Here is a 26,683-nt window from a genome sequence, read left to right as displayed (position 1 = left end):
TGCCGTATGCAGAAAATGATGATCAGCTGCGGGGAAGAGGAGAAGGGCGTCCGGATCGATCGCTATTTGACCGACCGGCTGGACGGGCAATCTCGAAGCAGCATTCAAAAATTAATTGAAGAGGAAGAGATCCTGGTGAACGGAAGTCCCTGCAAGGCAGGCTATAAGCTCTCTTCGGATGACAAAATCTCCGTCTGTATCCCGGATCCCATTGAACCGGAAATTCTGCCGGAGAATATTCCCTTAGATATTCTCTATGAGGACGACCAGGTCCTGGTCGTCAATAAGCCCAAGGGAATGGTCGTTCATCCCGGTCCCGGTCACAGTACGCAGACCCTGGTCAACGCCATCCTGTATCACTGCAAGGGGAGTCTGTCCGGGATCAACGGCATGGTCCGGCCGGGAATCGTCCACCGGATTGACATGAATACGACCGGGTCTCTGATTGTATGCAAGACCGATTACGCCCACCGGATGATCGCGGATCAGATCAAAAATCACACGGTCCGCCGCGTATACCGGGCCATCGTATATGGCTATATGAATCCGGAAGATGGAACAATCAATACTGTGATCGGAAGAGACCCGAGAGACCGCAAGAAAATGGCCGTCGGAGTCAGAAATGGCCGTCGGGCCATCACCCACTACCATGAACTCGCCCGACTCAAGAACCGGTTCTCCTATGTGGAATTTCAGCTGGAAACCGGCCGCACGCATCAGATCCGGGTCCACATGGCCTCCATCGGCCATCCCATTCTGGGGGATGATGTCTATGGCCCCGCCAGATGCCCCTACCGGCTGACGGGCCAGACCCTGCATGCCATGACAATCGGCTTTATCCATCCGACCAGCGGCGACTATATGGAATTCTCCGCCCCCCTGCCTGCCTATTTCCGCAAACTGCTGGACCGACTTAGTCCTTCGGATTAATATCGGAATTCAGATTCCTGTCTCTACGGTTGAAATCAACGGCGTCTGCGGCCTGACGCTTGTGTTCATCCTCAATGGCCGCATAGTAGTCAATGGTCGTATTGATATTTTCGTGTCCCAAGACATCTGCCACCAGGCGAATATCCCCCGTCTCCCTATAGAGGGCCGTCCCGTAGGTGGAGCGGAGTTTATGAGGAGTGATGTGCTTGCCCGGAACCGCAATTCTCGAGTATTTTCTGACCAATTTCTCGATGGCGTCCACGGAGATCCGCTTGCCCTGCATGGAGTAGAAGAGGGCCTCCCGGTCACTCTCGACCGGGTTGACCGCCTGCCGTTCGCCCTCCATATAATCTGACAGGGTCTCATGCACCGCTTTTCCGAAATAGATGACATCCTGACCCCCGCCCTTGCGCACGATCAGAAGACTGTTTTCAAGCAAATTGACGTCTTTTTTGTCCAGCCCCCGGCACTCGGATACACGCAGGCCGGTATTCAGGAGGAGGGTCAAGATGGCAAGATCTCTCTGCTGCGTCTTGAGGCAGAATTTGCGCTGCCGGTCGGACATCTGCTCGTTCCCGATCCGGATTGCGTTTAGAATATCCCGGACCTCATAATTGTTCATGCGGACAATGTTCTTGTCCTTTTTGAGCCTTGGCATGGCCACCAGGGCCGTCGGATCATCGCTGATATGCTTGTGAATCAGCTGATACTTGTACATACCCCGAAGGGCGGACATCTTGCGGGCAATGGCCTTCTTGCCGTTTTCATGGTACTCGCCGTCCACATTCAGGGACAGATAACGCTGGTACTCAAGGATATCTTCAGACTGAATCCCTTTCAGAAGGTCCAGATTCATGGATTTGGGCGGAATATCTCTGAGCTGGGGGTTTTTCTCCCTGAGGAAGCGCAGGAAGGTCAATAGATCATAGGAATAAGAAATCAGGGTGGATGTCTGTGTAGTGACCTCCTTGGAATAGATGAAGTCAACGCAGAAATCCGGAAGCTGATCCAGCAAACCGCGCAGCTTGAGTGTCATTTTTTTCTGTCTGTCTCTGTAGTATTCCGAATCACGTGCCATTTGATTTCCTCGCAATTGTTTCTCATCAACCGCATAAAAGCATTAGTCCTGCCAAAAGCAATTCTATCTAACGGAAAAACAGATATTTATCCGCTAGATTTATAGATCTAGTTTACTACTCTTACAGGCCATTGTCTACTGAAATCCATGAAAATCCTCTCAATTCCCGCGAACAATTCCCGTAAATGCAAGCAAAGACCGAGACTTCCAAACTCCCGGAAGCCTCGGTCTCAACTCTCCTGTGACATTTTCCAATAAGCTAAAGCGACCTATTCCTGGTCGACATAGGTCGGAATGACCAGGGACATTCCCGACCGGATATTCTGGCTGGTCAGATGGTTGATCTCTATGACCTTATTCACATATTGTCGGCGGCTCACACTGGAATCCCTCTTGTACTGGTCCGCAATCTTATAGAGGCTGTCTCCCTGATTGACTTCGATCGAGCAATAGACCTCCCGGTAGGTCTTCTCCTGAGACGCGGACGCCGTCATGGGCCGGTTCAGAATAAACAGGACGGACAGCCCGATCAATAGCATAATGAGAAAAATGGCAAGCTTCATCCTGGTCCTCTGAGCTCTTGCCCTGTAGCGATTATTCTTACTTCTCATATATCCCTCCTGTAAGAGCGTTCCCTTGCCCGCTCCCATATCAACGCTTTCTGTTCGATAATTTGTTCGGAACAACTGTTCGATTTGAATCATACCAAACAGGCGTTTGGCTGTCAAGTAAAAATCGAACATATTTTTGCGAATATGTGTTTGCTTTTTGCCCCGTGTTTTCTTATAATAATAGTAATTTGATTCGAACATACTACTCTTGCATTCGGGTTGGGAGGCATAAGAAAGGCTATGGCTTACGGAAAGATCACTGACAAGCAGATGCAGATCCTGGAGTACATCAAGAATGAGATCCTGAACTCCGGCTATCCTCCGACGGTCCGCGAGATCTGTGATGCGGTCGGACTCAAGTCTACCTCTTCTGTCTTCGCCCATCTGGAGAAGCTTGAGAATAACGGCTATATCCGCCGTGATCCCACCAAGCCGAGGGCCATTGAAGTCGTCGATGATAATTTCAATCTCACCCGAAGAGAAGTCGTCAATATTCCGATGGTTGGCCAGGTAGCTGCCGGTCAGCCCCTTTTGGCCGTCGAGAACATTACCAACTACTTCCCCCTTCCTGCAGAATTTACCCCCAAGGAACAGACCTTCATGCTCAAGGTCAAGGGGGAGTCCATGATCAATGTCGGGATTTTCGACGGGGACTTCATTATGGTTGAGAAATGCCCTACTGCCCGCAATGGAGAGATCATTGTCGCTCTTGTCGATGATTCCGCCACGGTTAAGACCTTCTATAAGGAGGCAGGACATATTCGTCTCCAGCCGGAGAATGACGACATGGAGCCGATCCTTGTTCCGGACTGCCAGATTCTCGGCAGGGTATTCGGGGTTCTGAGACTCTACTGACTGCTCGCTAGTTCCAGTTTTGGGTTCATCAGCCCATTCATGCTAAAATAGCTGCCGGATTTCCAGTCAAGGGAATCCGGCAGCTATTTAAGTTTTTCGATATCCATTGTTCCTTAACCCGATTTTTCGGAAGGATCTGAGGGGATCACATTCTCATATTAGAGTTCATCGACAGGGACTTCTCTCCCATCGGTCCAGATCCGCTCTAAGTCATAGAAGAGACGGTCCTCCTCCGAGAAAATATGGACGATGAAGTCCTCATAGTCCATCAGAATCCAGGTGGAGTTGCGGTTCCCCTCCAGCTTAGGTTGCCTTAAGCCCAGGTCCTTCATCTTCTGTCCCACGGAATCCTCCATGGCCTGGAGCTGGCTCTGATTGGACCCGCTTGCCACGATGAAATAGTCGGCGATGGTTGAAATCCCCCGGATATCGATAATTCGTATATCCTCAGCCTGCTTCTCGTCCAGGGCCTCATATGCGGCCTTAACCTGCTCTTCAATCTTCATTGGAATCTCCTTGTCTGTGTGATGTCCTGGTATGCCTTTAAGGTCTGTCTGCTGCTCTGATCAATCTCTGCCTTGCTCGCCTCCAGGAAAGCAATCGTATCCTCTAAAATCATGCAGACAGCCAGGTCCAGGTCATGGAAAGCCACCTGCCGGATATCGGCCAGGCGGGGGGCCCGGTCGCGACCGGGCTCGATGTAATCGGCCACGAAGATGATCTTGTCTAAAAGCCCCATGGCCGGGCTACCGGTCGTGTGCAGGCGAATGGCCCGCAGGACCGCAGGGTCATCCACGCCGTAGACCTCTCGGGCCAGGTGGGCGCCCACTTTCGCATGAAGTAGCTGGGGAGCTCTCTCCTCCCCTTTGCTAATTGGAATCCCCTCCTGGCAGGCAATCTCTCTTAGCTTTTCATTGGACAGGTTTTTGGCGCAGTCGTGCAGGAGTCCGGCAATCCGGGCCTTTTGCAGTGGATAGCTGTGGGCCATCGCCAGGGCGCATGCCGTGTGCATGACACCCAGGGTGTGCTGATAGCGATGAGTGCTCAAGGACTTGGCAAGATCCCTCTCGATTGCCCCGATATCATAGGTGTTCTCCTCCCGATAGAGGGCGTGCTCCCTGATATAGGACAGGACCTTCGACGGGACATAGGGGGACAGGTCTGCCCCCTCTCCTTCCATCTGCCGGATCTTCGAGGAGGAGATGTCGATGCGGCCACAGTCGAGGATCCGGAAGGACCCGTGATATCTCTGCGACAGGGCTCGGATCTTATCTCTCAGTTCCTGTTGACAAGGGGCTGAGTCCGTCTCAGGGAAGCGAGACCACAGGTCCTTGGAGGACTGCCCCTGCTTCCCCTCCCGGGCCGCAAGCTGCCTGGTCAGAGTATCTGCCTGGTCAGGGCTAATCTGCCTGGATGCAGCGATGGCATGCAGGGTCTCCTCGGGACTGCGGCAGGCAACCAGAATGGTGGCCAGTTGGCAGATCCGGTCCGGCTTGGCCCAGCTGAAGAAGAGGTCCAGGGAATCCTCTCCGATGATGTAATAGAGTTCATCCTCCGGGAACTGTCTCTTCAACTCCTCCAGGGTCAGGTAGCTATAGGATTTCCCTGCCCTCCGGATCTCCCAGTCGCTCACCCGGACGCCCCGCATGCCCTCGACTGCCAGCTGGCACATCCGAAGCCTGTCATAGCGCCCCAGAGAACCGGAAATACCCTTGTGGGGAGAATCTCCCGTCGGGATCAGCCAGATCTGGTCCAGATCAAACTGGTCTCTGGCCTGGCGAATCATATTCAGATGCCCATTGTGAATGGGGTTGTATGTCCCACCCATCAATCCAATCTTTCGCGTCATCTGCTACTCCATTTACAAGCCAACTGCCTCCTCATCGAGCAGATCGATCCTCAGCTTCATAGTCGGGGCAAGTCGATCTTAGACCTCCTCATCCGGGCAGGTCGATCTTGGGCTTCTTCGAGGGACGATAGAGGATGATCATCTTCCCGATCACCCGAACGACCGCTGCATGAGACCGGTCTGCCAGCATTTCGGCGATCTCTCTTGGGTCGTCGAAACAGTTTTTCAGCACATGGATCTTGATCAGTTCCCTGGCCTCTAGGGCCTCATCGACAGACTGAACCATCTCCGGCGTCAGAGAGGCCTTTCCGATCTGCAGAATCGCATTCAGAGCATTGGCCTGAGAAGACAGGTAGGCCCTCTGCTTATTGTTAAGTGTCAGCATATTCACTCCTTATAATAGGCAAATGTAAGCCCGTACATACGGACCGTATCGCCCTCCTGAATTCCTCTGGCCTCAAGATCCCTTAAGATGCCCTCTTTCTTCAGGAATTGCTGGAAGAATACGAAGCCCCGCTCAGATTCCAGGTTCGTGTAGCCAAGCATTTTGTCGATCCTGGGGCCTTCGACTACATACTCACCGTCGCTGTTGACTTCAACTGTATAGGCTTCTTCCGGCCGGACCATTTCATTGGGATCGAACTCAACCTCATAGGTGATCGGGTCCCGGGGCAGGGTCGAGAGAAGCTCTGATACCCTGTAGAGGAGTTCCCTGACCCCCTTTCCTGTGGCGGCGGAGATACCGAACACCTCCATTCCCTCTTGGGAAAACGCCTCCCGCAGCCGAGAGAGGATCTCCTCTCCCCCATCCGGGCAGACATCCAGCTTGTTGGCGGCAATCAGCTGTGGCTTCTCGAGGAGTTTGGGATTATAGGATTCCAGCTCATGATTGATGGCCCTGATATCCTCGATGGGATCTCTCCCCTCCACGGAGGCGGCATCAACAATGTGGATCATGAGCTTGGTCCGCTCGATATGGCGGAGGAACTGATGTCCCAGGCCCAGTCCCTCGGAGGCTCCCTCAATCAGACCTGGAATATCGGCGATGACAAATCCGCCCCCTCCATCCAGGTCCACAACCCCCAGATTGGGATTTAAGGTTGTGAAGTGGTAGTTGGCGATCTTGGGCTGGGCATTGGTCACCCGGCTCAGGAAGGTCGACTTGCCGACATTCGGGAAGCCAATGAGACCCACATCCGCGATGACCTTGAGTTCCAGGATGACTTCTATGGAGATGGCTTCCTGGCCGGGCTTGGCGAATTTAGGAGCCTGCATGGTGGAGGTGGCAAAGTGCATATTCCCAAGGCCCCCCTCGCCGCCGCGCAGGAGGACCATCCGGCGGTTCTTCCCCGACATATCCGCCATGACCTGACCGGTCTCGGCAGACCTGACAAGCGTGCCTGCAGGAACCTTGAGTACGATATCCTGCCCGTTCTTGCCGTGGCAGCGCCGCTTGCCTCCCTCTTCTCCATTGCCGGCGACAAACTTGTGCTTATGGCGGAAGTGATAGAGGGTATTGATTCCGTCATCCACTTCCAAGATGACATCTCCTCCCTTGCCGCCGTCACCCCCATCAGGGCCGCCGTTGGGCACAAACTTCTCTCTGCGGAAGCTGACGTGCCCATCTCCTCCCTTGCCGGAGGCAATCAGGATCTTAGCGCGATCTGCGAACATAAAATTCCTCCACTTATCCGAGGGAGCGACTGCCCCCATAAAGCGTTTGCAAAACTGCGTGATATATGAGCATCATAGCCCATATTTATATTGGGAACAAGAAAAGACCGGAAAAGCAAAAAGCAACCACCATAGATCGCATATGCATCTTCCATGCAAGCTCGAAATATGGTGGTTGCCTCATCTGGTTACACAGTCCCTCCGGCCGTCTGCCGATTACTCGGCATCTGCGACGGGATAGACAGAAGCGACCTTCCTGTCTCTTCCCTTGCGCTCGAAGCGGAGTACGCCGTCAACTTTGGCGAAAAGGGTGTCATCACCGCCGATACCGACATTCTGACCCGGATGGATCTTGGTGCCGCGCTGTCTGTACAGAATATTGCCGGCCTTAACGTGCTGTCCGTCTGCTCTCTTGGCGCCAAGCCTCTTGGACTCGGAATCTCTGCCGTTCTTGGTAGAACCGACTCCCTTCTTATGCGCGAAGAACTGAAGATTCATCTCTAACATGGTTCACACCTCCTGTGTGTCAAGTGAAACATAAGTCTCACCATAGCTATCTGCAATTTGTTGTATTCCCAAAAGCAGGGCTTTCATCAACAAGTGACTGTCGTGCGAAACAGTGTCCGTGAACTGAAAATCGATCATCCCGCGCTCGGGATCTCTTCCGACGGAAAAACGATCCTCCGTGAAAGCCTCGATGGCATTGATCGTGTTCATGGTCAGGGCGGAAACCGCGGCGCAGACAATATCATCCGTCTCGGCATACTCCGCATGCCCCAGCAAGTAGAGCCTTTGAAATTCACCCTTCTGTTTTGTGACAGTAACTGAAATCATGGCTGTCAGCCGTTGATCTTGTCGATCTTAACCTGCGTGAATGCCTGTCTGTGACCGTTCTTCTTATGATAACCGGTCTTTCTCTTATACTTGTAGACAATCACCTTGCGGGCGCGGCCATTGCGAAGCACAGAGGCCTCAACACTTGCGCCTTCAACCGTCGGGTTCCCAAGCTTCAGTCCGTCATTGTTGACAAGAAGAACCTGGTCGAATGTCACCTTCTCACCGGCCTCAGCGCCAAGCTTCTCAACAGTAATGATATCCCCTTCGGATACCTTGTACTGCTTACCACCGGTAGCAATAATTGCGTACATACCTGTACCTCCTGCTCAATACGCCAGTTTTGGTGTCCCGGGCCCATCCCGGAAGCTTCTAACCGAACTGTGCGACATACTGGATTATATTAGCACCCTCCCTTGCATCTGTCAAACTTGCCCGGCAATCCGAGAGCAGACAGATGTCAGCGGACGATCCGGCTGGTCAGAAGGAAGATCAGCGGACAATCCGATAGTAGATCCGGCTGGTCAGAAGGAAGATCAGCAGATAAATAAGGGCAAAGACTCCGGTTACGATTCCAAGCCGGACCATATAGAAGGACATGTTGTTGACACCAAAGAGAATCAGAAGATTGGACATGATCTTTCCCGCGGCCAGGCAGTGGATGATCGCAACGGCCAGGGGGGCAAAGAAGAGCCATACGATCTGACTGGCTGCGGTACTCCGGATCAGATGGTCAGACAATCCCACCTGCTTCATGATCTGGTACTTCTCCCGGTCCTCATAAGCCTCATTGATCTGCTTATAGTAGGTGACCAGAATGGTTCCGATCATAAATACCAGGCCGACCAGAAGGCCCAGGAAGAGAAAACCGCCATTCAGAGTATAGACGGCCTTTCTTGCATCCGTCTGATTTTGGGAGATGAAGTTATCGTGAGTCAGCTTCTTGACCGCCTGATCCAGGGCCTCTGATCGATTGGATACATTCCATGCGTAGTAAGAGTAGATGCTGGTTCCCATGTCTTCTTTCGCAAGCAATTGCCGGCTTGCTGCAAGCATAGCCTCCCGGTTCGGGAGAACGAGGTAGACATAGTCTACGGATAAGCTTGACTGCACCATGGTTTTGCCCGGACGAACCCGATAGGTCTCATCTCCGATTTTCAGACCGCCGGTCTCAAGCATCTCGCTTCGATTGCTGTAGATCAGTGCCTGATCCTGATCGAGCTTGACGTCTGTCCCGAAGTATTGGTTGTACTCATCGAGCGTTCCGAATACAACGAAGCCGACTCTAAAGCCGTCCTTTGGGCTGGCGAGATTCGCTCCGTTTGCGGGGATCGGCTTGATTTCCTGCTTGGAATATAAGATCGCTTTCATAAATTGCGTAATATGAACTCCGTCCTTTAGGTCGGAATATGCTTCCGTTGTCCTGCGGGCCATTTTCTCCACCTCATTCGCCCAATTGTTGAGGTCATCTGGGCTAGGAGGCTCAAGCGAAACCTGGATGGAAGTCAGCTCATAATAGCGGTCGTGCATGATTCCATTCGCGTTCTTCTCCATATTTGCATAGAGGGCGAAGACAACAGAGAGGGTCAGGATGACGCCGCAGGACATGACGGCCATAGAGGCAAGACCGACTGCATGGGATTTCATCCGGTAGAGAAGGCCAGAGATATTCAGGAAATTTCTGGCCTTGTAGAAGGACTTCCTCTTCCGCCGGAATTTCAGGTAAATGATCGAGAGGGACACGAAGAGGCAATAGGTAGCAAGGATGACTGCCAGGACAGCAGAGACGATTTGCATCACGGCAGCTAAGAAGCCATCGACATGGAGGGCCTGATAATAGCCGAAGGCCAGGGCCGCAAGGCCGATGACCAGAAGAATCCAGTTGGACCTCGGCTCTTTTTCCCCCCTCTTCTCTCCTGAGAGGAGGGCCAGCGGGGCCTTGGACCGGATTTTACTGCTGTTGATCAGGAAGAGGAGAATAAAGAAGGCCAATTCCCAGAGCAAGGTCATCCGCAGAGCCTTCCCGGAGAAGGGATAATGCATCAGATTCACGCCGGTGTCACGCATCAGATGATTTAGGCCGGCGAAGACCAGCTTTCCGAAGACAAATCCTCCCAGGCTGCTGATGAGACTAATGGCAAGGAAGAGAATTCCAAGCTCCAGAAAGAGGATCCTTCGGATGTGCCTCTTTTCCAGACCGAGAATGGAATAGAGGGCCAACTCCCGCTTCCTCCTGCTCATCAGAAAGCGGTTGGAGTAGATAGCGAAGACGCCTGCCAGAATCAGGATCAACCAGGCCCCATATTGGATGAAGGTCACCAGATCCTTGTGTCGGGTCAAGACATACTCATTGGACTCAAGAGAGACCATGACATTGTAGAGGAGGAACATGATCCCGTTAGAGAGGACGAAGGGGATATTGATCAGCCGGTTGGCGTGGATGTTTTTGACTGCAAAACGGGCTGCAATGGAAGTCATGCCAGCACCTTCTTTCTGAGAACCGTCTGGGCCTGATGGATCCGCTCCATGAAGGACTCCTGGTCCTCTGCCCCCCGATAGAGTTCATGGAAGACGATCCCGTCCTTGATGAAGAGTATCCGTCTGGCATATGAGGCCGCGCGCAGGGAGTGGGTGACCATGAGGATGGTCTGCGCATTCTCATTGATCCTGACGAAGAGATTCATAATGGCATCCGCAGAGGCGGAGTCAAGGCTTCCGGTGGGCTCGTCCGCCAGAAGCAAAGACGGCTTCGTGATGATTGCCCTTGCAGTTGCGATCCTCTGCTTCTGTCCCCCGGAGATCTCATAGGGGTACTTGTTGACAATGTCCGTGATCATCAGCTGGTCCTGGATCTCCAAGAGCCGCCGGTTCATCTCCTCGGGACTGGTCCCGGAGAGGACCAGGGGGAGGAAGATATTATCTCTGTTGCTGAACTGGTCCAGAAGATTGAAGGTCTGAAAGACGAAGCCCAGCTCATTGCGTCGGAAGGCGGCAATATCCTTCTCTTTCAGCTTGGCCAGATTCTGATTCCTCAGAATGATATTGCCGGACGTGGGTTGGTCCAGCGTGGCGACCAGGTTCAGAAGGGTTGTCTTCCCGGATCCCGACTCTCCCATAATGGCGATGAACTCTCCCTCATTGACGGAGAAATTCACACCCTTTAAGGCCTTCGTCTCAACCCCCCTGGACCGGTACGTCTTCTTTACATCCTGTAACTCGAGTATTTTCACGGAATACCTCCTATATCGTGTTATCTGTTTCATCTGACCGCTATCATAGACCTCTCGGACGAAAAAGACCTTTATATAAAATAACAGTTGCCTTACGAACTTGTAAGGCAACTGCTGGCAAATTCGGCTACATGCCGGTTATGCATCGGGATCCTCTAATTCCTGCCGCAGTCATGGAAAGGTCAGCTCAAAGCAGGTCCCCTGTCCCACCGCGGATTGAACTTCAATGCGGATTGATAGTCTCCTTGCTATGGTGTCAACCAGAAAGAGGCCCAGGCCGGATGACTTATCTGTAGCTCGCCCATTGAATCCCGAATACCCCTTCTCGAAGATCTTGGGCAGGTCCTGCTTGGGGATCCCGGCGCCGGTGTCCTTAATGGACAGGACCTTGGCCTCGGGATCAAAATGAATCAGAATCCTCCCCCCTCTCGTGTACTTGACCGAATTGGAGATCAGCTGCTCTATGAGGATCGAGAGCCAGCGGGCATCTGAGACCACCCGGTCTGATCCCTCCAATTCTACTTCCACCCGGTCATCCTGCTCGATGAAGAAGAGGGCATAGCGCTTGAGGATTCCTGTCACAAGGGGCTTGATCCTGACCTCCGTCAGGTCCATATCTGTAGAATCGCGCATGAGCTTCAGATAGGACATGGCCATATTGGCATATCGGTTGATCTCCATCAGGCGGGACTTGACCCGAAGGGCATTGCTGTCAGCGGAGAGGGAGTCGGACTCCAGCAGGAGGGAGGCCGCCGTGATCGGGGTTTTCATCTGGTGGATCCAGAGGAGAAAATAGTCCTCCAATTCCTTCTGTTTGCGCAGGGTACTCTCCTCTAAGGCCTTTTTCTCCTCCCTGACCTGATTTAATTCTCTTTCTAAGTCCCTCCTTCGGCCGACCCGATAGCTGGCAAAGACCAGGTAGATCAGCCAGCAAAAACCTATAATCTGCGTGCACAGAATGAAATAGGCCTCTTCCATCCCCCCGAGGATCCGAACGGCAAGAAAGAGGACCAGAACAGAAATCAGGGTCACCGTGACCGGGAGAATCTCCCGGATCCAATTAAGAAGCTCGTCTCTCCTAGGCATGAAAGTCCTCCGTCAGATAATAGCCGATTCCCTTCTTGGTCCCGATCAGGTCTTCCAGTCCGATCTCCTTGAGCTTCTTGCGCAGGCGCGACATATTGACAGCCAGCGTATTGTCGTCGATAAAGTCCTCACTCTGCCAGCAATGGTCCATGAGGGACTGCCGGCTAATCACCTTGCCCCGCCCGATATAGAGGGGCTCTAAGATGAGGAGTTCTGTCTTGGTCAGGTCTAGCCCGCAGTCCCTGTAGGATATGGCCATCTGGGCCAGATCAAGTCGGGTGCTCTTCCACTCCAGTTCGCTTCCGGCCTGATTAAACTGGTAGGACCGGCGCAGAAGGGCCTCTACCTTGGTCCGAACCAGGTCCAGAGAGATGGGCTTTGTCAGATAATCATCGGCTCCCATCTGGATTCCCTGGATCAGGTCAAGATCATCTGATCTGGAACTCAAGATCAAGATCGGGACGGTCGAGAAGGTGCGGATCCTCTGACACCAGTACAGGCCGTTGTAGGAGGGAAGGACAATATCCATGATCACAAGGTCCGGGGCCTCCTCCTTCACCTGTAAGTCGATATTCGTAAAATCACTCGCCGCCTTCACCCTGTGTCCCCAGCCGGACAGGTGGTCCTGCAGGGATTCTGCAATGATTCGATCGTCTTCAACAAGAAACAGATACATCTTAGACTCATTTCATACTGATTTGACAGAGGTCGCTTGCAAACAGCGCTCAGGACGGTTCATCAGAGATGGCCTGTAGCAGCGACACATACTTCTTCTGCCTGGTGACTTCCACCAGACCCAGACCTGTTGCATCGACGATGCAGACTTTCTGCGGGTCATCCCTGCAGCATGAGGCCAAATGATCCATCAATCTGTGCAGGTCCTCGCTTCCCTTCATATTGATAAAATCAATGAGGATCATTCCTGACAAGTTCCTGAGCCTAAGCTGTCGGGCGATCTCCTCCGCCGCCTCCCGGTTGCAGGTCAAGATGGCCTCCCTCTTCGGGCCAGTCATCTTCATCTTGCCACTGTTGACGTCAATGACATTCATGGCCTCCGTCTGGTCAATGACAAGGTTGCCGCCGCAGGGCAGCCAGACGGTCCTGGCCGTAAGCTCCCTCATGAGCCTGGTCAGGCCCCGCCTCTGATAGAGGGGATAGTCCTCCCGATAGGCTGCAAAGAGGGACCTGTAGGCGTGCAGGCGGGGATCTTCCTCCTGGACCTGGTCGAAGAAGGACATCACCTGGTCCAGGTCGCTGCTGATGGACTTGATCCTGGCGACAGGATAGGTCATCAGACGCTCAAGCCAGAGAGGGGGCTGAGTCTTAAAGCTGTAGAAGAGCGCCTGCTTGGGGAGAATCCGCCAAAGCTCCTCCATCCGCTTCGATAGGTATGCGACCTGCCGGGCCAGTTCCTCCACATCGACGGCGGCGGCGGAAGTCCGCAGGGTCAGATGGTAGTCTCTGTCCTCATAGTCCTCAAGGAAGTCCCTGAGTCGCTTCCGATCCTCCCCCGCAATCTTCCTGGAGATCCCGGATGGGCCAGCCCCCATATGGAGAAGGACATCGGCGGACTTGAAGACGATGTCACTTGACCCGATCGGGTCCTTGCTCTTGATGGGATCCGCTACAATCTGGAGGAGGATTTCATCTCCCCCGCATATGCCGCCTGACTTGGAGTGCTTGCGGACATAGTGAAGCTCTTCGGGGCGCCCGACCGGAAGAAAGACCCTCCCTCCGTCAGCAATATCGACAAAGGCCGCATGCAAGGAGGGCAGGTACTTCTGAATGCGGCCGATATGGACCTGGCCCACCATACTGGGCCTGGACAGATTCTGGACCTGAATCTCCACCGCCTGGTCGCTCTCGTCCTGGACCAGGAAGATGCCCATCTCCTTATTCCTCCAGGGCATCCGGGTAATTGTGATCTTCCATGGTCCCTGGTCTGTCATATCCTGCATGTGACACAAGCCTCCTGACTCCTGATCGCCTTAGAACATTTCTATCCCGACCTGCTTATGGCATTTCCAGCCCGACCTGGTCTAAGGAGACCAGGTCCTGATCCAGCCTGGTCAGGATGTCTTCTCTGTATACCCGGATGGGATAGTCTTCCGGGTCGACAGCCAAAAAGGAGTGAAATCGGTCCATGACAAAACCCGGTTTGATATTGTCCGTCGATCCGGAGGAGAGAATGATGCGGTGACAGATCGGCCCGTCCTCTCCATCGGAGGGGTCAATGGGAAAAGACCATTTGGCGTCTTCTCCTTCCACACAAGTCTTTTCTTCCGCCCCATCTCCGGGAAAAGGCTCTATCTGCCAGGCGTAAATCAGGGGCTTTAGGTCCAAGGTCCGCTCGGACTTCTTGGTCTTCTTGACCATGGGAATGGAGGTCGCAAGGTCATAGAAGGTCTGCCTGGCGGCAAGCAGGGTCGAAAGAGGGGCCGGGGCCTCCCCCTTCTGGTAGGTCAGCCGGTAGACGGAGGCTGCAACAGATGCCATAGCGTTCTTGGCCTGGTCCGGAAGCCTCCGCACCGAGTGAATCCTCATCCCGTCCACCATTGTCGCCTGAAGGGCATCAATAAGGGCGGGGCCGCTGACATCCTCCTCGGTCTCAATGTCCATATACTCCCCGTCAGAAGTAATTCCAAGCCCCAGGGGTTCGGCGAAGGACATAATGGGGTGGGGGTGGTAGCCCTGCGAAAACTTAATGGGCATCTGTGCCCGCCGCATGGCCTTCTGGAAATAACGCATGAGATCCAAATGACCGACGAATTTCATGGCCCCATGCTTGCCGAAACGGATCCTAATTCTCAAAGCAGACTCCTCCATTCATCGACCGCATTCCGCAGCCGGAGCAGGCCTGGCGGCAATTGGGAGTCACCTTGCCTGCCATTGCATTGGACCACTCCCGTTCCAGGAAGTCCCTGGTCACACCGCAGTCAATGAAGTCCCAGGGGAAGATCTCATCCAGTGGACGCTCGCGATAGGCGTAGAAATCAGCGGAAATTCCGAACGTATCGAAGGCCTCCTGCCAGACCTCTTGTCGAAAGTACTCGCTCCAGGCGTCATAGATCTGCCCCCGCTTAGTATAGGCCCAGAGAATGGCCTCAGACACATTCCGGTCTCCCCTGGCAAAGATCCCCTCCAGGACAGAGATCTGCGGATGATGCCACTCATAGTGGAGGCTCTTGCGGTTGAGCTGGTCACGCATGGTATCTCTGACCAGCCCTGCCCTTCGGATATAGTCCTCCGGCGGATGCATGGACGCCCACTGCAGGGGGGTGAAGGGCTTTGGGACGAAGAAAGAAGTGGACATGGTGATCTGAACTCTTCCATTTCTCTGGTCCTTTGGAATCTCATCGAAGTAGAGGGCGGCCAGATCATTGCCCAGTTGCGGAATCGCACGGATATCCTCATCCGTCTCTGTGGGAAGGCCCAGCATGAAGTAGAGCTTTAACTTATTCCAGCCGCCGTGGAAGGCCTCCTTGGCCCCCAGGAGAATCTCCTCCAGCGTAATGCCCTTGTTGATGACGTCTCGCATCCGCTGGGATCCGGCTTCGGGGGCGAAGGTCACGGAGGACTTGCGGACATCCTGGATCTTGGACATCACGTCCAGAGAAAAGGCGTCGATGCGAAGAGAGGGCAGGGAGATATTAATCTTCTCCCGATTGCACTTATCGAGCAGATAGTCCAGAAAATCAGACAGTCCCCGGTAGTCTGAGGATGACAGGGAGGACAGGGAAATCTCATCATATCCGGAGGAAGAGAGCATCTCCTCCACATAGGACTTGAGGGTCTCAAGCCGTTTCTCCCTGGTCGGCCGATAGACCATACCGGCCTGGCAGAAGCGGCAGCCCCGGATACAGCCCCGCATGATCTCAATGACCACCCGGTCCTGAACCGAGCGGACGAAGGGAACGATGGGGTGGACGGGATAGGTCGCGTGGTCCATGTCCATCATGACCTGCCTGCGGACCCGGCTCGGAATATCGTCATACTTGATCTTCCATCCCTTAATGGTCCCATCCGCCTGATAGATGGGGTCGAAGAAGGAGGGGACGTAGACACCCGGGAACTGAGCCGCCGCATGGAGAAAAGCCTCGCGCGTATAGGTGCCCTCCCGTCTCATCCGCTCATAGAGACGGACAACGTCGACATTGTTGACCTCCCCCTCTCCCAGGAAAAAGAGGTCGAAGAAGGGGGCGATGGGCTCCGGGTTATAGGCACAGGGGCCCCCGCCGACCACAATGGGGTCCTCCTCCCCCCGGTCTTCTGCCTTGAGGGGGATCTGACTCAGGTCCAGAATCTGCAGAATATTGGTGTAACACATCTCGTACTGAAGAGTGATTCCGAGAAAATCCTTGTCCCTGACCGGAGTCTGCGTCTCTAAGGTGAAGAGGGGGATCCTCTTCTCCTTCATGATCTTATGCAAGTCCGGCCAGGGGGAGTAGACGCGCTCACAGTAGATCCCCTCTTCCCTGTTGTACATGTCATAGAGGATCTGAATGCCCTGATGAGACATGCCCACTTCATAGACATCCGGAAAGCACATGACGAAGTTCACATGAACCTCAGAGGGATCCTTCATGACGCTGTTGAGCTCGTTGCCGATATAGCGGGCAGGTTTGTCCACCTGCATTAAAATATCTTCTGAGAGAGCCAGTGTCCTCATACATTCTCCTTGCCCTTTTCCTCCCGATCAATGATTGGGTTGTGGAAGCAGGAATGAGCCCCGGTGTGACAGGCGATTCCCCCCACCTGTCTTACGGTCGCCAGGAGGGTATCGAGGTCGCAGTCTGCCACAAGCCGGATCATCTCCTGGATGTGACCGGAGGTCAGGCCCTTGGTCCAGAGCCGGTTTCTGGACCTGGACCAGTAGGTCATGAGGCCGGTTCTGATCGTCTCCTCATAGGCCTCCTCGTTCATATAGGCGAGCATCAGCACATCCTTGCTCTCCTCTTCCTGGACAATGACAGGCACCATGCCGTCAGAGTTTTGTTTGAAATCATTCCAGGCAAGCAGATCATGACTCATAAAATATTCCTCTTCATTGCCGCAGGATAAAATGGAGGGCAGACAATCCCAGAAAACATGGACCCAGGCTGATCCCGACTGATGAGATCATCCTGAGTCCGCTACTCTTCCATAGAATGAATCGAAAGTCCATTTTCCGGCTACTTGTCATCCCTCGTGCCGATCAAGGTACCGGCACATATGAAGACAAGTGTGGCCGTGATAAATCCCAGAACTGTTAGCATCCTGTCACCCCCATGACGAATTGTTGATATTCTCCCATTCCCCCGGAAATTGAACAAGAAAATTATATCAAATTCTGCCCTTGGTTGAAAGTACATCCTCAATTCTCGGATCATAGGACACCGCCTGGTCCAAAGCCTTGGCAAAGGCCTTGAAGATGGCCTCGATCATGTGATGGCAGTTGCCCGGCGTGAGCATTTTCACGTGAAGATTCATCATAGCCGCATAGGAGACGGCATAGAAGAATTCCCGCACCATCTCCGTGTCCATCTGCCCCACCATGGGAGCGGGAAAGACAGGGTCGAATTGCAGATAGGGCCGGCCGGACAAGTCAACCGCGGACAGGACCAGGACCTCATCCATGGGAAGAAGACAGGACCCGTAGCGGCGGATCCCCCTCTTGTCTCCGACCGCCTTTTGAATTGCTGTGCCCAGGACGATTCCCGTGTCCTCGATCGTATGATGACAGTCCACCGCAAGATCTCCCTTGACCATAAGCTTCATGTCAAAGAAACCGTGCCTGGCAAAGCCCTCCAGCATGTGATCGAAGAATCCGATCCCCGTGGATATCTCTGATTTCCCGCTTCCATCCAGATTGATGGTAAGTTCTATCCGGGTCTCCTTGGTCTCTCTTGTGAGACCGGCAATCCTGTCCTGCATCATCTTGTCTCCCCCTCCTTTGCCTCTCCTGTTCCCATGAGCTCTACATTCTCTTCATCCGTTTCGAAGCGGACTCTCACCGAATTGGCATGGCCTGTCAGCCCCTCAGATTCCGCAAATAGGGCGATGTCCCGATAGACCTTCCTGAGGGCCTCCTTGGAATACGAGATCAGGGAGGATTTCTTGATAAAGTCATCCACGGACAGGGGCGAGAAGAACTTAGCCGTTCCATTGGTCGGAAGGACGTGGTTGGGGCCGGCAAAATAATCCCCGATGGGCTCTGAGGAATAGGGTCCAAGGAAGATAGCACCGGCATTGCGAATCTTGGTCAGGCTCTCCCAGGGGTCTTTGGTCACAAGCTCCAGATGCTCGGGCGCGATGGCGTTGGCACAGGCAATGGCCTGGTCCATGTTCTCTGCCAAGAGGACATACCCATAATCGCTGAGGGACTTTTGGATGATCTCCCGGCGAGCCAGCCGCCTGGCAAAGTAGTCCTCCCAGTAGATCACCTCCTCGGCCACCTTGCGGCTGTCTGTCAGCAAAATCGCAGACGCCATGGGATCGTGCTCCGCCTGTGACAGGAGGTCTGCCGCCACATACCTGGGATTGCAGCTCTCATCGACAAGAGCCATGACCTCAGAGGGACCCGCAATCGAGTCAATGGACACGTAGCCAAAAACCGCCTTCTTGGCCAGAGCCACATAGATATTGCCGGGTCCGACAATCTTGTCCACCTTGGGGATGGTCTCTGTCCCGAAGGCAAGAGCGGCAATTGCCTGAGCCCCTCCCAGCTTATAGATCCGGTCAACTCCCGCCTCCCTGGCTGCAACCAGGGTGGGAGCATAGACCCTGCCCTCCCGATCGGAAGGGGTCGTCATGATAATTTCATCGACCCCCGCAACCCGGGCCGGGAGCACATTCATAAGGACCGAGGACGGGTAGGCTGCTCTCCCGCCTGGCACATAGACGCCGACCCGTTCCAGGGGGCAGACCCTCTGTCCCAGGATGATCCCGGCCCGATCCGCATCGATCCAGGACTGTCGGCCCTGTTTCTCATGAAAGGCCCGAATGTTGGCAATGGATTTTCGAATGACAGAGACAAGGGCTGGGTCCACTTCACGATAGGCCTCCTCGATCTCCTCCCGGCTCACTCTGACAGACCCCGCGTCAAGACGGGCCCCGTCGAATTCGGCTGTATAGGCGAAGACGGCCTCATCCCCCCTGAGACGGACCTGCCCTATGATCTCCCGGACCCGGTCCTCATATTCTGAATAGGACGTTGGGCTTCTCTTCAGGAGCTGGTCCAGGATCTCTGTGATATTGATGTCATTTAACTCTGTGATCTTCATCCTTCCTCCTGACTGGCCCTCTTTAAGCCCTCGATCAGCCCGGTGATCCTGTCGTTTTCCATCTTCATGCTGACCTGGTTGACCAGCATGCGGGCAGACAGGGGAATCACCTCTTCCAGGACAATCAACCCGTTCTCCTTGAGGGTAGAGCCGGTCTCCACAATGTCGCAGATAAGCTCGGACAGGCCGACCATGGGGGCCAGCTCAATGGACCCGTTCAACTTGATGATCTCCACAGTCTGATGCCTTTTCTTGTAGAAATAATCCCGGGTGATCCCCGGATACTTGGTCGCCACCCGGATCCGTTCCCTGTGCTCTAGCTTATCCATGGCGGACGGGGGGCCGGCCACACACATCCGGCACCGGCCAAAGCCCAGGTCCAGGACCTCATAGACCTTTCTCCCCTCTTCCAGAATGGTGTCCTCTCCCACGATGCCGATGTCCGCCGCCCCATACTCAACATAGGTCGGAACATCCGGGCCCTTGGCGAGGAAGAAACGCATCTTGTGCTCCGGATCCGTGAAAATCAGTTTTCTGGTCCCGGGGTCCTCCATCTCGGGGCAGGAAATTCCAATCCTTCCAAAGAGCTGCATGGCCTTTTTGGCCAGGCGGCCCTTGCCCAGAGCCACTGTCAAATATCTGTCCTCCGACATCTCTCACCTCGCATTGATACAATCCACCCTGGCGCCAGGGTATTTACCCCTCTCAAGCTCCAGGTCCCTGTCATCATCACAGGATACCAGCGCCGGCCTCTCTCCTGCCCGGCGAAGTTCTCCGGCCAGACGCAGGGCATCGGCCCGGCAGGACCTGTGATAGAGGATGATGTGTTCCTGTTGGATCTCAGGAACCGCAATCCCCTGACTTGACGCGGCCAGCATCAGCTGATCGACAGAGAAGGCGAAGCCGATGGCGGCGGCATTCTTGCCGAAATCGGACAGAAGCCTGTCATAGCGGCCGCCTCTGACCAGAGCCTGTCCGCTCCCGAAGGTGTATCCGGCGAAAATCACCCCCGTATAATACCGGGACGAGGCCAATAGGCCCGGCTCGAAAGAGACATAGGACTCAATTCCGTAAATCCTCAGGATCTCATAGATCTGCCCCAGCCGGTCCAGGGCCCCTGATATCCCGGGATAGGGGGAAGAGAGTTCTCGCAATTCTGACCAATCGGATGGATCATTGTAGATTCTGGTCATCCTGTCAAACAGGTCCAGCAAGTCCGATGAAAGTGCCCTGCTCTCCAGATATTCCTGCAGGCCAAAGCGATTGTGATTCTCGATCAGACTCTCGATCTGACTCCGGTCATCCTCGTCAAAGTCGCAGGCCTCCATCAGACCGGCGAAGATATCGGCATGGGTAAAGGAAACCTGAAAATCCTTGAACCCGATCTCCTTCATCCCATAGATCACAAGGGCAATCATCTCCGCATCCGCATCGGCGGAGGGATCTCCGATCAGCTCCGCTCCCAATTGCGTGCTCTCCTTGAGACGTCCCTGGTAGGATGACTGGTTGTCAAAGACGCTTCCCTGATAGGAGAGACGCTGAACCCTGTCATCCTCCGTGAAATACTTGGCGGCGGCCCTTGCGACCGAGGGGGTGATATCCGGGCGCAGGACCAAGGTATTGCCTTCCCGGTCGAAAAACTTGTACCAGGACCCGGCATGAGAAGTCCCACGCTGAGTCCCGAAGACATCGAAGTATTCAAAGCTGGGAGTCTGAATGGCATGGTAGCCGAAGGATGCCAGAAGATCATTCAGGCAAGTTTCAATTCTGACCTTTCCGGCCAGTTCTTGTCCGTAGATATCTCTGACCCCCTCCGGCGTATGTAAGATGCGGTCGTTCATGCGGGCTCCTTTGCTTTATCGTATTAGCGTGTTAGTGTAGTGCTCTATTAAATTCTTATTTTACATCTTTTCATTCATCCGTCAAGAATCAACCGAAACCGGTCCGGTCTAGCGGTCCCGCAGGTCCAAAGCCAGAGGATCCAGATACGGAACCAGGAGGTTTCCCCTGCGCCCGAAGAAACAGGACGGATCCAGCTCATCCCGGCGGAAGCTCTTGCGCCCCCCTTTCTGCATCCGCTCCCAGAAGAACATCATCTCCCGGTACTTCATGTAGTAGAACTCTTCTCTCTGGGTAAAAGAAATCAGAAGAAAGCTGATTCCGTCCTGCCCCTCGAAATCACTCATGAAGTCCACCTGATGCCGATGGAGGTTGGCCAGGGGGAAGGTGTCCTCCGCGCACTCCTTGGCGTCAAAGCAGACCGGAATTCCCTGGACTAAGCCGATATAGTCGACGGTTGATTTCTGGTCGAAATAGGCCAGCGTAATATGGCGGTTGGTCTTATCGATATGGATCGGGGTAATGGGGGTAGGGACCTTCTGGACCAGAGCCAGATGGTTGGTCCGATAGACTTCGTTGGTCTGATTGATATATTCCTCTAAGGCAGAACCGCGCAGGCCTCTGGAATTCCAGGTCGCCATATCTACTCCTCCTCCATGATCCGGCGATAGATCTCATCCTCCGGACAGACAAATTCTCTCCCATCCGCAAGCCTTATAGAGTATGCGTGCAGGAGCTGATGTCGGATCCCGTACTTCTCTCGGAGCTCCCGGTTCAAGTTCCTGTCTCCGTATTTGGGGTCTCCTCCGATGGGGTGACCGATCGAGGCCAGATGAGCCCGGAGCTGATGGCTGCGTCCGGTCAGCAGGTCCAGCTCAAGCAGAGTCACATGATTTCCATGGGCCAGGGGCCGATAGGCTGTCCGTATCTCATGGGATCCGTCCGGCAGTTCCTCCTTCCGGTCGGCAATCCGGACCCGATTCTCCCTCTCATCCTTGTAGAGATAGGCACTTATCTCCATCGCCTTCGTGACCCTACCCTTGACAATTGCGTGATAGATCTTCCGGGCGCTTCGGTCTCTGATCTGATCGGACAGGTACTGCTGTCCCCGCAGGGTCTTTCCCGCAAGAATGAGGCCTGTCGTGTTGCGATCCAGGCGATTGGAAACCGAGGGGTGAAAGAGACAGAAGGAGTCCTCCGTGAGACTTCCGCTTGCGATCAGATAGGAGACCATCTCCTCATTGAGGGTGATTTCCCCCGGTCTCGTCTTCTGGGAGAGACAATCCGCCGGTTTATTGAGCACCAGAATGTCCGCGTCCTCGTAGATCGGGTGAACGTGCTGGGATCCCACATGTCTCAAAAAGGCAAACAATTGCCTCTGGACATCTCCTCCCCGCATCTTGCCAAAGGTCTCCTCGGAGAAGAATACCTCGATTCGATCTCCCTCGGCGAGCATTTCCCTCCCGCAGGCCCGCTTTCGGTTCAAGACGATATTCTTCTTTCGAAGCATCTTATAGAGAAAGGAGGATCCGGCCTCGCGGAAATACTTGCCGAGGAACTTATCCAGTCTCTGTCCGGCCTCCTCTTTTGTAATCGAGATCTCTCTCATTTTTCTTCGCTTCCCCTCTTGCTGTCAGTCGGGCCGTTCGTGACTTGCGTCCGGGATTCCAGAACCGAAAGGGCCTCCTTGAAGTCATAGACGAAATAATCCGCCTCCCGCCTCTTCTGATCCCGAATCTGAGCAGAGTATGCGTCCTCAACCGCGCAGACCCTCATGCCCGACGCCTTTGCCGCATGGATTCCAGGCAGGATATCCTCGAAGACCAGGCAGCGCGCCGGGTCCAACGACAGGTCATCGGCCGCCCGCAGATAGATGTCGGGCGCCGGTTTTCCCCTGGGGATCTCATCCGAGGTAATACAGACCGAGACCAGCCGGTCCAGATGATTCTTCGAAAAGGAGGCCTCAACCAGGGCCCTGGAATTCGATGTCGCGATTGCCAGGGCATAGCCCCTTTCCCTGAGCACATGGAGGAGTTCCATGGCATAGGGCTTGGTCTCTATGGTCTTCTCGTAGGCCTCTTTTGCCATGGCATTCCAGATCTCCGTCAGGTCCTCAATGGTCTCCGGGAGCTGATAAGTCTCCCTGAACCAGGCCGCTGTCTGAATCATGGACATCCCCTCGATTTGTCTCTGCAGATCTTCACGCATCGGAAGTCCCCGACCGGCCAGGAAATCTTCATCGATCTGCCTCCAGATATGCATGGAGTCAAGCAGGGTCCCATCCATATCGAAAATAACCCCTTTAATATGATCGAACAAGTGCCTCTTCCTCCTCTGTGAGTGGCCGATAGTCTCCGGGCGAAAGGGCCGGGTCAAGGACGAGAGGACCCATGCGAAGACGCTTGAGATAAGTTAGCTCGTGCCCTGTCATGGCGAACATTCGCTTGATCTGATGAAACTTGCCCTCATGAATGGTCACGTAGGCGCAGGCCTGGCCGGACCCGTGATCCTGCCGCCTCCAGGACTCCCTCTCCCAGTCATATGAGGGGACCGGCTCCCGATGAGATCCGGCCGGGTCCTCCCGGTTTAAGAGGACAAGCAATTCCGCAGGGTCCAGGCGCCGCCCCTCTCCTATGTCCATTCCCTCCGCAAAGGCTCTGACCTCTGCCTGACCCAATCGACCGGTCGTCTCAGCGTAGTAGGTCTTATCCACATGCCGCCCCGGCGCGAGCAGGCGATGGGTCAGAGCGCCGTCGTTTGTGACAAGAAGAAGGCCCTCCGTGTCCAGGTCCAGTCGTCCCACCGGAGCCAGATCCCTCTTCCTGGTCTGTGGAATATAGTCGAAGATGGTCTTGTGGTATCTGTCCCGGGCCGCGCAGACGCAGCCGGCCGGCTTGAAAAAGAGAATGTAGACGAAGGCCTTGCCCAAGACCGCCTGTCCCTGACAGGACACAGGGCTGCTCTCGGCAAGGACATATGCCGGATCCCGCACGCAGACCCCATCCACGGTCACCAGTCCTTTTCTGATCAGTTGCTTGACCTGGCCGCGGCTTCCAAGCCCTGCATCTGCCAGATATTTGTCCAGTCGAAGCGCCCCCATCCTTCCTCCTATAAAAAAAGAGCTGTGATTCTCACAGCTCTTCTTGATCTTCTATTCCCTCTTAGGAGAAGAGCTCCTCGGGTACATCAATCGAAGAATCTTCTGAGGCAGAAGCCTCTAAATCTTCGGGAGCAGCCAGCTGCTGACCCTGGCCCTCTTTGGCTCCCTGGTCTGTGCTCCTTTTGACACGGGGCGTCTGAATGGAGACAGGGTGCAACTCCTCTCGATTCTTCTGGATCAGGTCCAGGTAGCCGTTCATGGAGGAAGAGAAGTGCTCATCAGATGCGCGAACCGCTTCTTCCAGAGCGGTATAATACTGATTCGCGTCCTGCAGGGACTTCTCCACAAGGGCCTGGACCCGGGCGAGCAGGTCATCCGTGTACTCAATCGCACCGGTCCGGATGCTGTTGGCATCCTCCGTTGCCTTATCCAGCATCTCCTGAGCATTGCGGGTCGCCACATTGACCACCTCGTTGGCCTGGGCATAAGCCTGCTGCATAATCTGATGTTCGCTCACAAGCTCATTGGTCTGAATCTGGGCCTGGGCTATGATGGCATCCGCTTTCGTCTGAGCATCTGCGAGAATAGCCTCCTTGTTGTTGATGATCTTCTGATAGCGCTTGATCTCCTCAGGGGTCTTGCTCCTGAGTTCCTCGAGCAGGGCGTCGATCTCATCACGATTGACAACAATTTTGGTCGAGGAGAAGGCTGACGGTTTACAGCTGTCGATGTACTCCTCAATCTCACTGATTATATCTTCGATTCTACTTGCCATCTTTTCACTCCTTATTGATATGGTATTTGTCGTAAATCAACGGAATAATCTCCGCCGGAACAAAATGGCGAATATCGCCCCCATAGGATGCAAACTCCCTTACTATTGTAGAACTTAAGTAGGAATAATTCAAACTTGTTGTCAAAAAAATCGTGTCGATTCCCGGATACTCCACATGGTTGGTCTGAGCGATCTGAAGTTCATACTCGAAATCACTGACCGCCCTCAACCCGCGGACCAGGAAGCCGGCCCCGACGCGCTTTGCATAATCGATCAGAAGGCCCTCGAAAGAGTCAACCCGGACATTGGGATAATCGGCAGTCAGAGTCTTAAGCATAGAGACTCTCTCCTCCGCGCTAAAGAGGGAATTCTTGGCCGAGTTATTCAGAACCGCGACGATCAGCTGATCGAAGAGCCTGCTGGATCGCTCAATAATATCCAGATGTCCGAAAGTCGCCGGATCGAAAGAACCCGGGTAAATTGCTGTTCGCATCGTCCTCTTCACTCCAAAGACAGAAAAATATGCTGGTTGGTCTTGTATCGCTTGACTCTGTCTATGCGATACCCACAGGGCTCGATGTAGGAGAGATCGCAATCCAAAGAGCTCTCCAGAATGACAAGGGCCCGGGAGTCAAGTATCTCCTTAAGCTGCATCAGGACCGGTCTCTCAAGATCCTGTCCATAGGGCGGATCCATAAAGACAATATTCGGGACAATTCGTCTGTCCCAGACGGCCAGTGCAGAAGACACGTCAGAGGCGATCACTCTGGCCTTACCATCCAGATGACATCGAATCAGATTCTCCCGAATACAAGCCAGGGCCTCCCTCTCATGATCAACGAAAAAGGCCGTCCTGGCCCCCCGACTCAGAGCCTCGATCCCCATCTGGCCGCTTCCGGCAAAGAGGTCCGCAAAGTAGGATCCCTCAATATCGTTTTGCAGCATATTAAAGAGGGTCTCCTTGACCCTGTCCTGGGTGGGACGGGTCTTTAAGCCCCTGGGCGTAGACAGCTGAAGCCTTCTGGCGCTTCCTGCGATCACACGCATAGTCAGGCCTCGCTCTTCTCTGTGACACAGTCCAGGAGAAGTTCCAGGGCGGCGGCAGTTGCCTTGGCGCGGACTGTATTTCGATCCCCGGAGAAGATATAATGGCGGACCATGGTATTGCCCTCATAAGAGCAGGACAGGTAGACCGTGCCGACCGGCCGGTCCTTGCTGCCTCCGTCCGGCCCGGCAACTCCGGTTGAGGCGATGCCGAAATCTGACTGATAGCAGACCCTGGATCCAAAAGCCATCTCCCGGGCGGTCTGCGGAGAAACCGGTCCGAAGGCTTCCAGCGTCTCGTGCCGCACCCCAAGCAGAGACTCCTTGGACTGGTTCGAATAGGTGATCAAGCCCTGGGAGAACACGTTCGAGGCTCCCGGGACGCTGACCAGAGCTGCGGAGATCAGCCCTCCTGTGCAGGACTCACTGCTGGTGACAGACCAGCCCGCGCGGTCGAGCTCCTTGACCAACCGGTCAGCCAGTTGTGCGGTTCGCATCTGAAGATTGTTTTCCATG

General features: G+C 54.3%; 31 protein-coding genes. 2 read left to right on the top strand and 29 right to left on the bottom strand.

Features of this window, described 5'->3' with window-relative positions; translation table 11 throughout:
* Positions 1-6 precede the first annotated feature (6 nt).
* The gene (locus tag ACO5R6_RS00210) at positions 7-930 is read left to right on the top strand and encodes an RluA family pseudouridine synthase (protein WP_485625157.1); all 924 of its coding nucleotides are present in this window, start codon (positions 7-9) and stop codon (positions 928-930) included.
* Here ACO5R6_RS00210 and ACO5R6_RS00205 read toward each other — a convergent pair.
* Both ACO5R6_RS00205 and yneA read right to left on the bottom strand, forming a co-directional pair.
* Positions 914-2,008, bottom strand: a complete 1,095-nt coding sequence (locus ACO5R6_RS00205) for a tyrosine-type recombinase/integrase (RefSeq protein WP_485625156.1) — start codon at positions 2,006-2,008, stop codon at positions 914-916. The genes ACO5R6_RS00210 and ACO5R6_RS00205 overlap by 17 nt on opposite strands.
* 269 nt (positions 2,009-2,277) lie before the next feature.
* Positions 2,278-2,619: a cell division suppressor protein YneA gene (gene yneA / locus ACO5R6_RS00200; RefSeq protein ID WP_485625155.1), complete on the bottom strand. Its 342-nt coding sequence runs from the start codon at positions 2,617-2,619 to the stop codon at positions 2,278-2,280.
* 240 nt (positions 2,620-2,859) lie between these two features.
* Here yneA and lexA point away from each other — a divergent pair, with 240 nt between their 5' ends.
* Positions 2,860-3,474: a transcriptional repressor LexA gene (gene lexA, locus ACO5R6_RS00195; protein ID WP_485625154.1), complete on the top strand. Its 615-nt coding sequence runs from the start codon at positions 2,860-2,862 to the stop codon at positions 3,472-3,474.
* Positions 3,475-3,632: 158 nt separating this feature from the next.
* Here the strand turns inward: lexA and rsfS are convergent, their stop codons facing one another.
* The 27 genes from rsfS to ACO5R6_RS00060 form a co-directional block, all read right to left on the bottom strand.
* Entirely contained in the window at positions 3,633-3,980 is a 348-nt protein-coding gene (gene rsfS, locus ACO5R6_RS00190) for a ribosome silencing factor (protein WP_485625153.1), read from the bottom strand.
* Entirely contained in the window at positions 3,977-5,323 is a 1,347-nt protein-coding gene (gene nadD, locus ACO5R6_RS00185; protein WP_485625152.1) for a nicotinate (nicotinamide) nucleotide adenylyltransferase, read from the bottom strand. The genes rsfS and nadD overlap by 4 nt, the downstream gene beginning before the upstream one ends.
* An 88-nt stretch (positions 5,324-5,411) precedes the next feature.
* Positions 5,412-5,708 carry a ribosome assembly RNA-binding protein YhbY gene (gene yhbY / locus ACO5R6_RS00180; RefSeq protein ID WP_485625151.1) on the bottom strand — a complete coding sequence of 99 codons (297 nt, stop codon included), beginning with the start codon at positions 5,706-5,708 and terminating at the stop codon, positions 5,412-5,414.
* Positions 5,709-5,710: 2 nt separating this feature from the next.
* Complete coding sequence (gene obgE, locus ACO5R6_RS00175; protein ID WP_485625150.1) at positions 5,711-6,997, bottom strand: GTPase ObgE; 1,287 nt, start codon at positions 6,995-6,997, stop codon at positions 5,711-5,713.
* Positions 6,998-7,213: 216 nt separating this feature from the next.
* Positions 7,214-7,504 carry a 50S ribosomal protein L27 gene (rpmA, locus tag ACO5R6_RS00170; RefSeq protein ID WP_485625149.1) on the bottom strand — a complete coding sequence of 97 codons (291 nt, stop codon included), beginning with the start codon at positions 7,502-7,504 and terminating at the stop codon, positions 7,214-7,216.
* Positions 7,505-7,507: 3 nt separating this feature from the next.
* The gene (locus ACO5R6_RS00165) at positions 7,508-7,831 is read right to left on the bottom strand and encodes a ribosomal-processing cysteine protease Prp (RefSeq protein WP_485625148.1); all 324 of its coding nucleotides are present in this window, start codon (positions 7,829-7,831) and stop codon (positions 7,508-7,510) included.
* Positions 7,832-7,836: 5 nt separating this feature from the next.
* Positions 7,837-8,145 (bottom strand): 50S ribosomal protein L21, encoded by a 309-nt coding sequence (gene rplU / locus ACO5R6_RS00160; RefSeq protein ID WP_485625147.1) that lies wholly within the window; start codon positions 8,143-8,145, stop codon positions 7,837-7,839.
* A gap of 178 nt (positions 8,146-8,323) precedes the next feature.
* Entirely contained in the window at positions 8,324-10,309 is a 1,986-nt protein-coding gene (locus tag ACO5R6_RS00155) for an FtsX-like permease family protein (RefSeq protein ID WP_485625146.1), read from the bottom strand.
* Complete coding sequence (locus ACO5R6_RS00150) at positions 10,306-11,061, bottom strand: ABC transporter ATP-binding protein (protein WP_485625145.1); 756 nt, start codon at positions 11,059-11,061, stop codon at positions 10,306-10,308. Before ACO5R6_RS00150 ends, ACO5R6_RS00155 begins: the two co-directional genes overlap by 4 nt.
* A 171-nt stretch (positions 11,062-11,232) precedes the next feature.
* Positions 11,233-12,147: a sensor histidine kinase gene (locus tag ACO5R6_RS00145; protein ID WP_485625144.1), complete on the bottom strand. Its 915-nt coding sequence runs from the start codon at positions 12,145-12,147 to the stop codon at positions 11,233-11,235.
* Positions 12,140-12,823, bottom strand: a complete 684-nt coding sequence (locus ACO5R6_RS00140; protein ID WP_485625143.1) for a response regulator transcription factor — start codon at positions 12,821-12,823, stop codon at positions 12,140-12,142. Before ACO5R6_RS00140 ends, ACO5R6_RS00145 begins: the two co-directional genes overlap by 8 nt.
* Positions 12,824-12,872: 49 nt before the next feature.
* Positions 12,873-14,105 (bottom strand): ribonuclease E/G, encoded by a 1,233-nt coding sequence (locus ACO5R6_RS00135; RefSeq protein ID WP_485625142.1) that lies wholly within the window; start codon positions 14,103-14,105, stop codon positions 12,873-12,875.
* Between the two features lie 55 nt (positions 14,106-14,160).
* Positions 14,161-14,958, bottom strand: coding sequence for a TIGR03936 family radical SAM-associated protein (locus ACO5R6_RS00130; protein ID WP_485625141.1), 798 nt, complete (start codon positions 14,956-14,958; stop codon positions 14,161-14,163).
* The gene (locus ACO5R6_RS00125) at positions 14,948-16,816 is read right to left on the bottom strand and encodes a TIGR03960 family B12-binding radical SAM protein (RefSeq protein ID WP_485625140.1); all 1,869 of its coding nucleotides are present in this window, start codon (positions 16,814-16,816) and stop codon (positions 14,948-14,950) included. The genes ACO5R6_RS00130 and ACO5R6_RS00125 overlap by 11 nt, the downstream gene beginning before the upstream one ends.
* Positions 16,813-17,178: a phosphoribosyl-AMP cyclohydrolase gene (hisI, locus tag ACO5R6_RS00120; RefSeq protein ID WP_485625139.1), complete on the bottom strand. Its 366-nt coding sequence runs from the start codon at positions 17,176-17,178 to the stop codon at positions 16,813-16,815. Before hisI ends, ACO5R6_RS00125 begins: the two co-directional genes overlap by 4 nt.
* A gap of 291 nt (positions 17,179-17,469) precedes the next feature.
* On the bottom strand, positions 17,470-18,060 hold the full coding sequence (gene hisB, locus ACO5R6_RS00115) for an imidazoleglycerol-phosphate dehydratase HisB (RefSeq protein WP_485625241.1): 591 nt from the start codon (positions 18,058-18,060) through the stop codon (positions 17,470-17,472).
* On the bottom strand, positions 18,060-19,409 hold the full coding sequence (hisD, locus tag ACO5R6_RS00110) for a histidinol dehydrogenase (protein WP_485625138.1): 1,350 nt from the start codon (positions 19,407-19,409) through the stop codon (positions 18,060-18,062). Before hisD ends, hisB begins: the two co-directional genes overlap by 1 nt.
* Positions 19,406-20,062 carry an ATP phosphoribosyltransferase gene (hisG, locus tag ACO5R6_RS00105; protein WP_485625137.1) on the bottom strand — a complete coding sequence of 219 codons (657 nt, stop codon included), beginning with the start codon at positions 20,060-20,062 and terminating at the stop codon, positions 19,406-19,408. The genes hisD and hisG overlap by 4 nt, the downstream gene beginning before the upstream one ends.
* A 3-nt stretch (positions 20,063-20,065) precedes the next feature.
* Positions 20,066-21,250, bottom strand: coding sequence for an ATP phosphoribosyltransferase regulatory subunit (gene hisZ / locus ACO5R6_RS00100; protein WP_485625136.1), 1,185 nt, complete (start codon positions 21,248-21,250; stop codon positions 20,066-20,068).
* Between the two features lie 108 nt (positions 21,251-21,358).
* A complete protein-coding gene (locus tag ACO5R6_RS00095; RefSeq protein WP_485625135.1) occupies positions 21,359-21,889 on the bottom strand; it encodes a Holliday junction resolvase RecU in 531 nt (176 codons plus the stop codon).
* 2 nt (positions 21,890-21,891) lie between these two features.
* On the bottom strand, positions 21,892-22,857 hold the full coding sequence (locus ACO5R6_RS00090) for an RluA family pseudouridine synthase (RefSeq protein WP_485625134.1): 966 nt from the start codon (positions 22,855-22,857) through the stop codon (positions 21,892-21,894).
* Complete coding sequence (locus ACO5R6_RS00085) at positions 22,854-23,567, bottom strand: HAD family hydrolase (protein ID WP_485625133.1); 714 nt, start codon at positions 23,565-23,567, stop codon at positions 22,854-22,856. The genes ACO5R6_RS00090 and ACO5R6_RS00085 overlap by 4 nt, the downstream gene beginning before the upstream one ends.
* Positions 23,551-24,348, bottom strand: coding sequence for a pseudouridine synthase (locus ACO5R6_RS00080; RefSeq protein WP_485625132.1), 798 nt, complete (start codon positions 24,346-24,348; stop codon positions 23,551-23,553). The genes ACO5R6_RS00085 and ACO5R6_RS00080 overlap by 17 nt, the downstream gene beginning before the upstream one ends.
* Positions 24,349-24,409: 61 nt before the next feature.
* The gene (locus ACO5R6_RS00075) at positions 24,410-25,123 is read right to left on the bottom strand and encodes an ATPase (protein WP_485625131.1); all 714 of its coding nucleotides are present in this window, start codon (positions 25,121-25,123) and stop codon (positions 24,410-24,412) included.
* A gap of 4 nt (positions 25,124-25,127) precedes the next feature.
* Positions 25,128-25,616 (bottom strand): pantetheine-phosphate adenylyltransferase, encoded by a 489-nt coding sequence (gene coaD / locus ACO5R6_RS00070; RefSeq protein ID WP_485625130.1) that lies wholly within the window; start codon positions 25,614-25,616, stop codon positions 25,128-25,130.
* Positions 25,617-25,624: 8 nt separating this feature from the next.
* Positions 25,625-26,170, bottom strand: coding sequence for a 16S rRNA (guanine(966)-N(2))-methyltransferase RsmD (gene rsmD, locus ACO5R6_RS00065; protein ID WP_485625129.1), 546 nt, complete (start codon positions 26,168-26,170; stop codon positions 25,625-25,627).
* Between the two features lie 2 nt (positions 26,171-26,172).
* Positions 26,173-26,682, bottom strand: a complete 510-nt coding sequence (locus ACO5R6_RS00060; protein WP_485625128.1) for a CinA family protein — start codon at positions 26,680-26,682, stop codon at positions 26,173-26,175.
* Position 26,683 lies beyond the last annotated feature (1 nt).

This window comes from Shuttleworthella sp., assembly GCF_057251025.1.
Note: the sequence above shows the minus strand (reverse complement) of the source record. Positions and strands in the feature narration are given on the sequence as shown.